This is a genomic window from Actinomadura sp. NAK00032 (assembly GCF_013364275.1).
GTDB lineage: Bacteria > Actinomycetota > Actinomycetes > Streptosporangiales > Streptosporangiaceae > Spirillospora.
Genome location: NZ_CP054932.1, coordinates 3355841 through 3368831, shown reverse-complemented (window position 1 = coordinate 3368831; position 12991 = coordinate 3355841). Strand labels below are relative to the sequence as shown.

The following is a 12991-nucleotide window of genomic DNA, read 5'->3' as shown; positions in this document are numbered from 1 at the left end:
GCGTGTTCGAAAGGGGGGATTTCAACGCCGTGCCAGACCCAGCCAGCTTAGAGCCCTCACGACGGGTCCGGGGCCACGTGCGGAGAGTGCCTGCCGCGCGCCGGGCTCCCGTTTGGCGAAGGCGAGCAGCATCCCGAGCGCGAACAGGCTCGGGATGAGCGCCGAACCGCCGTAGGACACCAGCGGGAGCGGGATCCCCGTGATGGGCAGCACGGCGATGACGGCGCCGATGTTCACGATGGCCTGCACGACCAGCCAGGCGGTCACGCCCGCGGCGGCGAGCCGGGTGAAGGGGTCCTTCACGCGGCGCGCGATGCGCAGCCCGGCGTAGGCGAGCGTGCCGAACAGGCCGACGACGACGAGGGTGCCGACGAGGCCGAACTCCTCCCCCACGATCGCGAAGATGAAGTCGGTCTCGGCGTGCGGGAGGTAGTCCCACTTGGCGCGGCCCTCGCCGAGGCCGGTGCCGAACAGCCCGCCGGACGCGAGCGCGTACAGCCCCTGGGTGCCCTGGTAGTTGGTGGTCAGCTTGTTGCCCGACGGGTCGAGGAACCCGGTCAGGCGCTGCATCCGGTACGGCTCGACGACGATGAGGATCGACACCAGCAGGCACACGAGCCCGGCGATGCCGACGAACAGCCGGCCGGGCGCGCCGACGACCCACAGCAGCGCGAGGAAGATGGTGAGGAGCACCAGCGTGGTGCCGAGGTCGCTGCCCAGCATGACGAGCAGGACGAGGATCCCGGCGCCCGGCATCAGCGGCACGAGCAGCGGCCGCCACTCGGTGAGCTGGCCGAGCCGGTCCTTGCGGGCCAGCAGGTCGGCGCCCCACAGCACGAGGCCGAGCTTGGCGAGCTCGGACGGCTGGATCTGCAGCGGGCCGATGTCGACCCAGCGGGTGGCGCCGCCCGCGCTGCGGCCGAGCCCCGGCACGAGCACCAGCCCCAGCGCGACGACCGACAGCAGCACCAGGGGGTAGGCGAGCGCGCGGAACGTCTTCACCGGCAGCCGGGACGCCACCCACATGGCGGGCAGCCCGATCGCCATCCACACCGCCTGCTTCTGGAACAGCGTGTACGCCGAGCCCGTCGCCTGGAGCTGCTTCACGCTGGAGGCCGACAGCACCATCGTCAGGCCGAGCGCGAGCAGCATGATCGAGCAGCCCAGCACCAGGTAGTAGGAGGTGAGGGGCCGGTCGAGCAGCCCGACGGCGGCGGCCACGTGCTCGCGCGGCCCCGGACGCCCGCCGCCCTCCTCCTCGGCAGCGGCGGTCACGGCTACTCGGCCGCCCCGGCGCCGGCCGCCCCGGCGAGGCGTTCGACGGCCGCGATGAACGCCTCGCCGCGGGCCGGGTAGTTGGCGAACATGTCGAAGGACGCCCCGACGGGCGCGAGGAGCACGGTGTCCCCGGGGCGGGCGAGGGCGGAGGCTTCGTTGACGACGCGTTCCATGGCCCCAGTGTCGGTGTCGGAGACGTCGACGACGGGGACATCCGGGGCGTGTCGCGCGAGTGCCTCCGCGATCCGGTGCCGGTCGCGCCCCATCAGCACCACGCCGCGCAGCCGCGCGGCGCACGAGCGCACGAGGTCGTCGACGTCCAGCCCCTTGAGCAGGCCCCCGGCGATCCACACGACGGGCTCGTAGGCGGCGAGGGACGCGGCGGCGGCGTGCGGCTGGGTGGCCTTGGAGTCGTTGACGTAGGCGACGCCGGCGACGTCGGCGACGTGCTGGATGCGGTGCGGGTCCGGGACGAACGCCCGCAGGCCCGCGCGGACCGCCTCCGGCGGCACCCCGAACGCGCGCGCCAGCGCGGCGGCGGCCAGCGCGTTCGCGACGTTGTGCGGCGCGTACGGGCGGACGTCCTCCAGCGCGGCCAGCTCGGCGGCGTGGTGCGCGGGGTCGTCGGTGAGGGCCCGGTCGACCAGGAGGTCCTCGACGACGCCGAGCTCGCCGGGGCGCGGCACCCGGAGGGTGAACCCGACCCGGCCGCGGACGCCCTCGGCGCGTTCGGCGAGCGCCGCGGAGGTGTCGTCGTCGGCGTTGTAGACCGCGACGGTGCCCGGCGCGTAGATCTTGCCCTTGGCGCCGACGTAGGCGTCCATGGTGCCGTGCCAGTCGAGGTGGTCGGGGGCGACGTTCAGCACGACGGCCGCCTCCGGCGCGAGCGAGCTGGACCAGTGCAGCTGGTAGCTCGACAGCTCCACCGCGAGAACGTCGTACGGCTCGCTGTGCTCTTCCTGGGGGGGCGACCCCCCAGACCCCCCGGAACCCCCTATGGCCTCCACGATCGGGGTGCCCACGTTGCCGACCGCGAGGGCCTTGTGCCCGGCGGCGGTGAGCATGCAGGCCAGCATGCGGACGACGGTGGTCTTGCCGTCCGTCCCGGTGATGGCCAGCCACGGCGCGGCGTCCGGCCCGCGCAGCCGCCAGGCCAGCTCCACCTCGCCGATGATCTCGATGCCCGCGGCGGCGGCCGCGGCGAGCAGCGGCACGTCCGGCCGCCAGCCGGGCGAGGTCACGACCAGTTCGGTGCCCTCGGGAAGGCGCTCGCCGTCGCCGAGCCGCACGGCGACCCCGCGGGCCGCCAGCTCGGCGGCGTGGCCGCGCTGTTCGTCGCCGTCGCGGGCGTCCACGATCGTGACGCGGGCGCCGCGGCCGGCGAGGACGCGCGCGGCGGCGCGGCCGGACACGCCGAGCCCGGCCACGCACACCGGCAGGCCGTCCCAGGGCTGGTTCACTTCTTCGGCATCCATTCCAGGTAGAACAGGCCGAGCCCGGCCGCGGTGAACAGTGCGGACATCAGCCAGAAGCGCACGACGATCGTGGTCTCGGCCCAGCCGGACAGCTCGAAGTGGTGCTGCAGCGGGGCCATCTTGAACACCCGTTTCCCGGTCATCTTGAACCCGCCGACCTGGATCATCACCGACAGCGTGATCATCACGATGAGGCCGCAGAGGATCGCGAGCAGGAACTGGGTGCGGGTGAGGATCGCGAGGCCGACCAGCACGCCGCCGAGCGCCAGCGAGCCGGTGTCGCCCATGAAGATCTTCGCGGGCGGGGCGTTCCACCACAGGAAACCGAACACGCCGCCGAGCACGGCCGCGGCGACCACCGCGAGGTCGAGGGGGTCGCGGACGCTGTAGCAGTTGGGGGCGAGGGCGGCGGCGCAGCTGTTGCGCAGCTGCCAGTTGCCGATGATCACGTAGGCGGCCAGCACCATGCCGGCCGGGCCCGCGGCGAGGCCGTCCAGCCCGTCGGTGAGGTTCACGCCGTTGGACATCGCCGCGATGAGCAGCAGCGCCCACAGCACGAACAGGTACGGGCCGATCGAGGGGCCGAAGTCGCGCAGGAAGGACAGGTGGGGGTCGGCGGGGGTGACGTCGTAGCCGTTGGGGAAGTTCAGCGACCCGACGGCGAACACGACGCCGACGAGGATGATCCCGACCATCTTGGCGCCGCTGCGCAGGCCGAGGCTGCGCTGCTTGAACACCTTGATGTAGTCGTCGACGAAGCCGACGAGCCCGAGGCCCGTCATCAGGAACAGCACGAGCACGCCGGAGATCGTCGGCTCCTCGCCGGTGACCAGGTGCGCCGCGGCGTAGCCGACGAGCGCGCCGACGATGAAGACCGCCCCGCCCATCGTGGGGGTGCCGCGCTTCTTGAGGTGCGCCTCGGGGCCCTCGTCGCGGATCATCTGTCCGTAGCCGAGCCGGTTGACGATCCGGATCCACACCGGCGTGCCGACCACCACGAAGACCAGCGCGATCCCCGCGGCGATGATGATGTTGGTCATCGGGCGGCCTCCGCCAGCAGCGCCTCGGCCACCCGTTCCAGCCCGGCCACGCGCGAGCCCTTCACCAGCACGACGTCCCGCGGCGCGAGCCGCTCGCTGAGCGCGGCCACCGCCGCGCCGACGTCATCCACCTGTACGCACTCTCCCGTCCATGAGGCCACCTGCCCGGCCCCTTCGGCCATCGCCGCCGCATTCGCGCCGACCACCACGAGCCCGGCGATCCCGCTGCGCGCGACATGCTGCCCGATCTTGGCATGTTCCGCCACGGAGGAGGCGCCGAGTTCGGCCATCTCCCCCAGCACCGCGAAGGCGCGCCGCCCGCGGGCCATGTGGACCAGCACGTCGAGCGCGGCGAGCGTCGAGTCGGGGTTGGCGTTGTAGGCGTCGTTCACCACGGTCACCCCGTCGGGCCGCTCGGTGACCTCCATCCGCCACCGGCTGACCGGCACCGCTGCCGACAGCGCCTCGGCGACCGCGTCCGGCGCCAGCCCGGCGGCGCGCGCGGCGGCGGCCGCGGCGAGCGCGTTCGGGACGGCGTGCGACCCGTGCAGGCGCAGCGCGACCGGCGCCGCCCCCTCCGGGGTGACGAGGGTGAACCGGGCGCGGCCCTGCTCGTCGAGCGTCTCGCCGGTCGCGCGGACGACCGCGTCCGGGCCGCGGCCGAACGTGACGACCTCGCCCCGGGTGCGGGACGCCATCGCGGCGACCAGCGGGTCGTCGGCGTTCAGCACGGCCGTCCCGCCCGGCGGCACCGCCTCGACGATCTCGCCCTTGGCGCGGGCGATGTTCTCCCGGCCGCCGAACTCCCCGACGTGCGCGGTGCCGACGTTCAGCACCACCCCGACGTCGGGCCGCGCGATCCCGGTCAGGTAGGCGATATGGCCGATGCCGCGGGCGCCCATCTCCAGGACGAGGTGGCGGGTGCCGGCGTCGGCGCGCAGCGCGGTCAGCGGCAGCCCGATCTCGTTGTTGAACGAGCCGGGCGGGTGCACCGTCGGGCCGGCGCGGCCCACCACCTGCGCGATGAGGTCCTTGGTGGAGGTCTTGCCGGCCGAGCCGGTCACCGCGATGACCGTGAGGTCCGGGAGCCGCTCCAGCACGCCCCCGGCCAGCCGCCCGAGCGCCTCCTGGACGTCGGGGGCGACCACGCACGGCCCCTCGACCGGGCGCTGCGCCAGCACCGCGGCGGCCCCGGCGGCCAGCGCCCCGGCGGCGAAGTCGTGCCCGTCCGCGCGCTCGCCCTTGAACGCCGCGAACAGCGCCCCGGGCTCCACGGCGCGGGAGTCGATGACCACGGGACCGCTCACCACGACGTCCGGCGGCCCGTGAAGGGCGCCTCCCGTGATCTCCGCGATCGTCGCCAGCGGAAGTGGGATCACGCCTGCGTCCCGTCCCCTCTAGTCCCTTGTCTCCGGCGCCGCAGCGCCGCGCGGACGACCTCGCGGTCGTCGAACGGATGGGTCTCGCCCGCCACGCTCTGCCCCTGCTCGTGGCCCTTGCCCGCGACGACGACGACGTCGCCGCGGCGGGCCCGGCCGACGGCCAGCCCGATCGCGGCGGCGCGGTCGGGCTCCACGACGATGTGCGCGCGCTCGGGCTGGGGCACCTTGAGCCCGCCCTCGACCATAGCGGCGAGGATGGCCAGTGGATCTTCGGACCGCGGGTTGTCGTTGGTGAAATACGCCATGTCGGCCAGCCGCGCGGCGGCCTCCCCCATGAGCGGCCGCTTGCCGCGGTCGCGGTCGCCGCCGCAGCCGAGCACCACCGTGAGCTCGCCCTCGGTGACGGGCCGCAACGCGGTCAGCACGGCCTCGACCGCGCCCGGCTTGTGCGAGTAGTCGACGAGGGTGACGAAGTCCTGGCCCTCGTCGACGCGCTCCAGCCGGCCGGGGACGCCGGGCAGCGCGCCGACGCCGCGGACGGCCGCCTGCAGCGTGATGCCGGCCTCGACCAGCGCCACGATCGCGGCGAGCGCGTTGGCGACGTTGAACGGCCCGGCAAGCCGGACCTGCGCGTCCGCCTCGACGCCGCCCGGCCCGACGACGCGGAACACGCTGCCGTCGGCGCCGACGCGCACGTCCTCGGCGCGCCAGTCGGCCGCCGGGTCCCCGGACGGGGAGAACGTCGTCGTCGGCACCGCGGCGATCTCCAGCAGCTCCCGGCCGTAGTGGTCGTCGAGGTTGACCACGCCGACGCGGGAGTACTCGGGCGTGAACAGCCGCGCCTTCGCCAGGAAGTAGTCCTGCATGGTCGGGTGGTAGTCGAGGTGGTCCTGGGAGAGGTTCGTGAACACCGCGACCTCGTAGCGGGCGCCGCCGACACGGCCCTGCACGAGCGCGTGGCTGGACACCTCCATCGCGGCGGCGCCGACGCCGCGCTCGCGCATCATCGCCAGCAGCGCGTGCAGGTCGGTCGACTCCGGCGTCGTCAGCGCGCTCGGCACCACCTCGCCGCCCACCCGGATCTCGACGCCGCCGACCAGGCCCGTCTCGATCCCGGCGGCGCGCAGGCCCGCGTCCACCAGGAACACGGTGGTGGTCTTGCCGCTGGTGCCGGTGACGCCGATGAGCGTGATGTCGCGCCCCGGCTCGCCGTAGACCCAGGCGGCGGCCTCGCCGAGCCGCGCGCGGACGTCGGCGACCACCAGGACCGGCAGGCCCGACGCCGCCGCCCGGTCGTACCCGGCCGGGTCGGTGAGGACCGCGGCCGCGCCCGCGTCGGCGGCCTGCCCGGCGAACTGGGCGCCGTGCGCGCGGGCGCCGGGCAGCGCCGCGTAGACGTCGCCGGGGCGCACCGCCCGCGAGTCGTGCGTGATGCCCGTGACCGACGTGCCGTCCCGTCCGTCCCCTTCGATCCCGAGGAGCTCCGCGAGCCCGCTCAGCGGACGGGCCGGATTGGTGGTCGGACGCATGGCTGTTCTTTCGGTGCTCGCGGAACGGGACTGGTGGGACACGGGTGGTGGACTCACAGGCGAGGAGGGTACTCGCTGCGCTCAGTCTCGGGCGTGGATCTGGATGATCGGCGGTCGGCTCCCCGTCGGCGGGATCTTCTCGGACTGCAGCGCGAAGCTCATCACGTCCTTGAAGACCGGAGCGGCCGCAACGCCACCATAGTGGCTGCCGCGCTGCGGGTTCCGCAGGACGACCTGCACGACGAGCCGCGGGTCGTCCGCCGGGGCGAATCCCGCGAAGGACGCGGTGTAGCCGCCGCCCTTGTAGCAGCCGCAGCGCGGGTTGACGTTCTCGGCCGTCCCGGTCTTGCCGGCGACGCGGTAGCCCGGGATCTGGGCCTTGGGGGCGGTGCCCTCGTCGGTGGTGACGCCCTCCAGCATGTCGCTGATGTCACGGGCCGTCTTGGCGCTGATGACCTGCTTGCGCGCGGGCGCCGGGGCGGGCGTGAACGCGTCGTCCTCGCCGACCGTGCCCTCGACCAGGGTGGGCGCGACCCGGACGCCGCCGTTGGCGATGGTCGCGTACACGCTCGCCATCTGCACCGCGTTCACCGACGCCGTCTGCCCGAACGCGATCGAGTACCGGTCGGTGCCCGACCACTTGGCGGGCGGCGGCAGCAGGCCGGACGTCTCGCCGGGCAGCGGCAGGCCGGTCCGCTGCCCGAACCCGAAGTCGCGGAGCGTCCCGTAGAGCTGCTGGGGGCTGATGCTCTCGCTGGCCATGATGGTGCCGACGTTGCTGGACTTGGCCAGCACCCCGGCGAAGGTGAGCCGCTCCGGCGGGTGCGGGTGCGAGTCGTGGAACTCGACGTCGTACTTCTGGATCTTGTCGGGCACGGTGTAGGGCGTGGTCTTGGTGACGCCGCCGTGCTCCATGACGGCGGCGGCCGTGATGACCTTGCCGGTGCTGCCGGGCTCGTAGGCGTCCTGGACGAGCGGGCTGCCCCACCGGGACCGGTCGGACTCGCCGTATTCGTTCGGGTCGAAGCCGGGCGCCGACGCCATCGCGAGCATCTTCCCGGTGCGCGGGTCCATCACGACGACGCTGCCGCTCTCGGCCCTGGTCGCCTTGACCTGCTTCTCGATGGCCTCCTGCGCCTTGAACTGCAGGTCGCGCTGGAGCGTGAGGCGGACGCCGCGGCCGGGCACGGAGGGGCGCTTCTGGTCCTCGCCCATGGGGATGTGCTGGCCCTCCAGGCTGATCTCCACCCGCTGCCAGCCCGCGCGGCCGGCGAGCACGTCGTTCATGGAGCTCTCCAGGCCGGCGGCGCCCTTGCCCGTGTCGTTCACGAACCCTATGACGCTCGCGGCGAGCGAGTCGTTGGGGTATTCGCGGCGGTATTCCGGAAGAGTTCCGATTCCGGGGAGGTCCCAGGAGGTGATGAGCCGGGCCTGGTCGGGGCGGACCCCGTGCGCCAGGTACACGAACCGGGTGTCGGGCTTGCTGACCTGCTTCATCAGCGTCGCGGGGTTCAGGCCGAGCGTCGGCGCGAGCGCGTTCACCACCGCCTGCCGCCGGTCGTCCTCGATCAGCGACGGGTCGGCGTAGATGGCGCGCGCCTCCACCGTCATGGCGAGGGGGTGGCCCTGGGCGTCGGTGATGTCGCCGCGGACGGCGGGCAGCTCGATCTCCTGCATCCGCTGGCGCATCGCCTCGGCGGTGTACTTGCCGGACTCGATCGTCTGCAGCTGGACGAGGCGCCCGGCGAACAGCGACAGCAGGAACGCGACGGCGAGCAGGCCGACGTTGAGCCGCTTCATCGGGTCGCGGCGGTTGAACGGCACGCGGGCGCGCGGCCCCCGGCCCGGCGGGCGCGGCCCGGAGCCGCCGGGGCGCGGCCCGCGCGGGCCGCCGCCGGCGCGCGCGGCGCTCTTGCCGGGCGCGGTGCCCGCGGGCGCCTTCTTGCGCGCGGGCCTGCCGGTGGACGCGGCCTTCGGCGGCTCCGTGCGCGAAGCCGCCTTGCGGTCGGCGGCCTTCCGGCCGGGGGCCTTGCGATCGGGCGCCTTGCCGGCGGCAGACTTGCCACTGGACGCCTTACTGCCGGGCGCCTTGCGGTCCGGCGCCTTGCTGGAAGGGGCCTTGCGGTCGCCCGTCCTCGTCTCTCCGGACTTGCGCGGTGTCTCTCCGGACTTGCGCGGCGACTCCCGGCGGGGGGCCGAGCCCGTCCCGCCGCGCGCGGGACGGCGGGGCGCGCCGCCCTTGCCGCCCGGCCGCCCCGCGCCGTCGGCCCGCACGCCGGGGGCGCGCGGATTGCCGCCGGCCGGAGGCCCGGACGCGCGCGCCGCGCCCGGGCCGCTCTTGTCGTCCCGCCCGGCCGAGCCCCGGGGGGCCCTGCCGTCCGGCCCGCGCCGCCGGCCGGGCGGAGGGCCGGCGGCCCCGGGTCCCGGCCGTTTCGTCATCTCGTCCCCCGCTCCCCGCTGCCGCGCCGCGTCACGGCGTCCCGTTCCCGGCCCGCGCGCCGCTGCCGGCCGGCGGCCGCACGCCGTCGCCGGGCACCACGGTGCCGGGGACGCCGAGCACGCCCGCGGCGCCCGCGGACGCGGCGGCCGCCTGCGGGACGGGCCGGATCTTCCCGGCGCCGGGCCGGCCGGTGTCGGCGTCGAAGAAGGCCGGGTCCTCGGCCTCCTTCATGCCGAGCGCCTCGGCCTTGCGCGCCAGCCCCGCCGGGGAGCCCTCGCGGGCGATCTCCTCCTCGTAGGCCTGGCGCTGCTGCTCCAGCTGCTTGTTGCTCTGCTGGAGCCGCGTCAGGGTGAACGCGTCCTCGGCGAGGACGGTGTTGAGCAGCAGCAGGCTCACCAGCGCGCCGCCGAGCAGCCCGATGATGAGCAGCACGAACGGCGCGCGCGGCGCGGCCCGCCCGGCCGCGGCCGGGCGGGACCGGGCCGCCGCCTTCGCCTTCTTGCCGCCCGCCGCCTTCGCGGGCGCGGCGGCCGTGCCCTTGCCGCTGCCCGTGCCCGCGGTCTTGGCCGGAGCCTTGGCGGGAGTCTTCGGCGCGGGCTTGGCGGGAGCCTTCGGCGGGGCCTTGGGCGCGGCCTTCGCGGCCGTCGCCGTCGCGCCCCGCGCCGCGGGCGCCGGCGCCGCCGTCCTCTTCTTCTTGGGCGCCTTGGTCGGCGGGCGCCTGCTCGTCGTCGTCATGTCGCCTCCCGGACCCGCTCCGCGGCGCGCATCCGCACCGATCCGGCCCGTGGGTTGGTCGTGGTCTCCGCGTCGGACGGCAGCTCGGCCCCGCGCGTCAGGAGCCGGAACCTCGGCTCGTGCTCGGGCAGCGGGACGGGCAGGTCCGGCGGGGTGGTGTCGGCCGCCTGGGCGGCGAGGACCTGCTTGGTGATGCGGTCCTCGAGGGAGTGGTAGGACAGGACGGCGACCCGGCCCCCGACCGGGAGCGCGTCCAGTGCGGCGGGCAGCGCCCGGCGCCAGCTGTCGAGCTCGCCGTTCACCTCGATGCGCAGCGCCTGGAAGGTGCGCTTGGCCGGGTTGCCGCCGGTGCGGCGGGTCGCGGCCGGGATGGCGGTGCGGACGAGGTCGGCGAGCCTGCGGGTGGACTCCAGCGGGGCGCGCTCGCGCTCGCGGACGATCGCCGAGGCGATCCGCTGGGCGAACCGCTCCTCGCCGTACTCGCGCAGGATGCGGGCGAGCTCGGCGGGCGGGTAGCCGTTGACGACCTCGGCGGCGGTGAGGCGCTGGGTGCGGTCCATCCGCATGTCGAGCGGCGCGTCGTAGGAGTAGGCGAAGCCGCGGTCGGCCTCGTCGAGCTGCGGGGAGGACACCCCGAGGTCGAACAGGACGGCGTCCACCGCGCGCACGCCGGTCCGGCGCAGCACCGCGGGGATCTCGTCGTAGACGGCGTGCTCCAGCGCGACCCGGTCGCCGAACGGGGCGAGCCGGCGCGCGGAGCGCTCCAGCGCGAGGGTGTCGCGGTCGAGGCCGATCAGCCGCAGCCGCGGGACGGCGCGCAGCATCGCCTCGGCGTGGCCGCCCATGCCGAGCGTGGCGTCCAGGTAGACGGGGTCGCGGCCCGTCACCGCCTCGGCGGCGGGGACGAGGAGTTCAAGGACGCGGCCGAGCATGACCGGCACGTGGCCGCTGCCGGGCCCCCGGTCGCCGGCGGGCACGCCGGCCTCCTCGGACGCGTGGTCGCCCACGTCCATGGTTCACCCCCCTGTACTGCCACTTCGCTCGCGGACTGCGTGGCATCGCCGGACCGGACCGTTCCGCGCCCCCGGCGGCGGCCTCGCCCGGCCAGGTCCCCATCCGCTGCCCTAGAGGAAGATCACCGCGTTTCCGCGGGGGGTCGCCGTCTGGCACCGGGGAAGCTGCGCCAGCTGGCTCGGAGAGCGGCTGGAGACCTGGCCGAACGTGGGCCATAGCCGGTCAACGGACCGACGAGTCATTCGCTCAGAGGATCCCTGGCAACACCTCCTCCGAGACGTCGGAGAACGTCTCCTCCTCCTGCTCCAGGTAGGTCTCCCATGCCTGGGCGTCCCAGATCTCCAGGCGCGTGTTCGCGCCGATGACCGCGCAGTCGCGGGTGAGCCCCGCGTACTTGCGCAGGGGCGGAGGAATGGTGACGCGGCCCTGCTTGTCCGGAACCTCGTCGGAGGCGCTGGCGAAGAAGACCCGGCTGTAGCTCCGGACCGCCTTCTCCGTGACCGGCGCGGCACGCAGAGCCTCGGTAATCCGCTGGAACTCCGCCATGGGGAAGACGTACAGGCAGCGTTCCTGGCCCTTCGTGATCACCAATCCCCCCGACAGCTCCTCGCGGTACTTCGCCGGCAGGAACAGCCGTCCCTTGTCGTCGAGGCGCGGTGAATGGGTGCCGAGGAACACCGGCCCCACCTCCCGCGCCGCATGGGGTGCTACCGCCCCCACGGCGCCCCACTCTACTCCACTCTTCCCCACCGTCAACAAGAAAAACACCTCCCCCGGACGAATTTCGCGCACGAAACCGCAGGTCAGAGAGGGTGGTGCGAGGTGGGGCCCAGCGGCGCCCCCACCGCGCGCCGGACCGGCCGCGAGCGCCCGGTGACGCGATTCCGGGTGCCGCGGCGTGCGGTGGATGATCGTGGTGGAGCGAAGTGGCGCGCGGCGCGCGGCGTGCGCCGTCCGCCCCGTGCAGCACAATGGGCTCGCGTTCCCCATGAACATCGCGGCGGGCGTTCCGACGACGTACTGTCGGGTGGGACGGCTGAGGAGGGTTTGGTGGCAGTAGGCACGCACGGAGAGTCGTTCATGGAGACCGACCCACCGGCTTCCCACCCGGCCCGGCGGCGCGCCTCGGGAGGCGAGGGGGCCGGCCGCGGGCTCGACGGGCTCGCCCATGTCGCGAACAAGATCCGGGACGCGGTGGAGACCGTCATCGAGGGCAAGCCCTCGGTGGTGCGGCTCGCGCTCACGGTGCTGCTGGCGGAGGGGCACCTGCTGATCGAGGACGTCCCCGGGGTCGGCAAGACGATGCTGGCCAAGGCGCTCGCGCGCTCGGTCGACTGCTCGGTGCGGCGCGTCCAGTTCACCCCGGACCTGCTGCCCAGCGACATCACCGGCGTCAGCGCCTACAACCAGGAGCTGCGCGAGTTCGAGTTCAAGCCGGGCCCGGTGTTCGCCAACATCGTGGTCGGCGACGAGATCAACCGCGCGTCCCCGAAGACGCAGTCGGCGCTGCTGGAGTGCATGGAGGAGCGGCAGGTCACGGTGGACGGCACCACCTACGCGCTGGAGCCGCCGTTCATGGTGATCTCCACGCAGAACCCGGTGGAGATGGAGGGCACCTACCCGCTGCCGGAGGCGCAGCGCGACCGGTTCACCGCCCGCATCTCGATGGGGTACCCCGACCCGGCCGCCGAGCTGGAGATGCTCGACACGCACGGCCAGGCGTCCCCGCTCGACCGGCTCGCCCCGGTCGCGCACGCCGCCGACGTCCGCGACCTCATCGAGGTGGTGCGGCGCCAGCACGTCGCGCCGGCCGTGCGGCAGTACGCGATCGACCTCGTCTCCGCCACCCGCAAGCACCCCGAGCTGCGGCTCGGCGCGTCCCCCCGGGCGACGCTGCACCTGGTGCGGGCGGCGCGCGCGTACGCGGCGCTCGACGACCGCGACTACGTCGTCCCCGACGACGTCCAGGAACTCGCCGTCCCCGTCCTCGCGCACCGGCTGCTGCCGACGCCGGAGGCCCAGGTGGAGCGGCGCCGCCCCGAGCAGGTCGTCGCCGAACTGGTGAAGCGGCTGCCGGTGCCCTCCCCCGGGAAGTGAC

10 protein-coding genes are annotated in these 12991 nt (G+C 74.4%); 1 reads left to right on the top strand and 9 read right to left on the bottom strand.

The window, feature by feature from the left end; all coding sequences use genetic code 11:
- Positions 1-21 precede the first annotated feature (21 nt).
- From ftsW to mraZ, 9 genes are all read right to left on the bottom strand, one after another.
- Positions 22-1221: a putative lipid II flippase FtsW gene (gene ftsW / locus HUT06_RS15785; RefSeq protein WP_254715761.1), complete on the bottom strand. Its 1200-nt coding sequence runs from the start codon at positions 1219-1221 to the stop codon at positions 22-24.
- Positions 1222-1277: 56 nt separating this feature from the next.
- Positions 1278-2753 (bottom strand): UDP-N-acetylmuramoyl-L-alanine--D-glutamate ligase, encoded by a 1476-nt coding sequence (gene murD, locus HUT06_RS15780; RefSeq protein WP_176196428.1) that lies wholly within the window; start codon positions 2751-2753, stop codon positions 1278-1280.
- Positions 2735-3793 carry a phospho-N-acetylmuramoyl-pentapeptide-transferase gene (gene mraY, locus HUT06_RS15775; RefSeq protein ID WP_176196427.1) on the bottom strand — a complete coding sequence of 353 codons (1059 nt, stop codon included), beginning with the start codon at positions 3791-3793 and terminating at the stop codon, positions 2735-2737. Before mraY ends, murD begins: the two co-directional genes overlap by 19 nt.
- Positions 3790-5172 (bottom strand): UDP-N-acetylmuramoyl-tripeptide--D-alanyl-D-alanine ligase, encoded by a 1383-nt coding sequence (gene murF, locus HUT06_RS15770; protein WP_176196426.1) that lies wholly within the window; start codon positions 5170-5172, stop codon positions 3790-3792. The genes mraY and murF overlap by 4 nt, the downstream gene beginning before the upstream one ends.
- Positions 5169-6704 (bottom strand): UDP-N-acetylmuramoyl-L-alanyl-D-glutamate--2,6-diaminopimelate ligase, encoded by a 1536-nt coding sequence (locus HUT06_RS15765; protein WP_176196425.1) that lies wholly within the window; start codon positions 6702-6704, stop codon positions 5169-5171. The genes murF and HUT06_RS15765 overlap by 4 nt, the downstream gene beginning before the upstream one ends.
- Positions 6705-6785: 81 nt before the next feature.
- Positions 6786-9143, bottom strand: coding sequence for a penicillin-binding protein 2 (locus HUT06_RS15760; RefSeq protein WP_176196424.1), 2358 nt, complete (start codon positions 9141-9143; stop codon positions 6786-6788).
- 31 nt (positions 9144-9174) lie between these two features.
- Positions 9175-9879, bottom strand: coding sequence for a hypothetical protein (locus HUT06_RS15755; RefSeq protein ID WP_176196423.1), 705 nt, complete (start codon positions 9877-9879; stop codon positions 9175-9177).
- Positions 9876-10892 (bottom strand): 16S rRNA (cytosine(1402)-N(4))-methyltransferase RsmH, encoded by a 1017-nt coding sequence (rsmH, locus tag HUT06_RS15750; protein ID WP_176196422.1) that lies wholly within the window; start codon positions 10890-10892, stop codon positions 9876-9878. The genes HUT06_RS15755 and rsmH overlap by 4 nt, the downstream gene beginning before the upstream one ends.
- Before the next feature lie 247 nt (positions 10893-11139).
- Positions 11140-11571, bottom strand: coding sequence for a division/cell wall cluster transcriptional repressor MraZ (gene mraZ / locus HUT06_RS15745; protein ID WP_067885190.1), 432 nt, complete (start codon positions 11569-11571; stop codon positions 11140-11142).
- 372 nt (positions 11572-11943) lie between these two features.
- On the opposite strand from mraZ, the gene HUT06_RS15740 reads away from it, so the two are divergent.
- The gene (locus HUT06_RS15740; RefSeq protein WP_254715201.1) at positions 11944-12990 is read left to right on the top strand and encodes a MoxR family ATPase; all 1047 of its coding nucleotides are present in this window, start codon (positions 11944-11946) and stop codon (positions 12988-12990) included.
- Position 12991 lies beyond the last annotated feature (1 nt).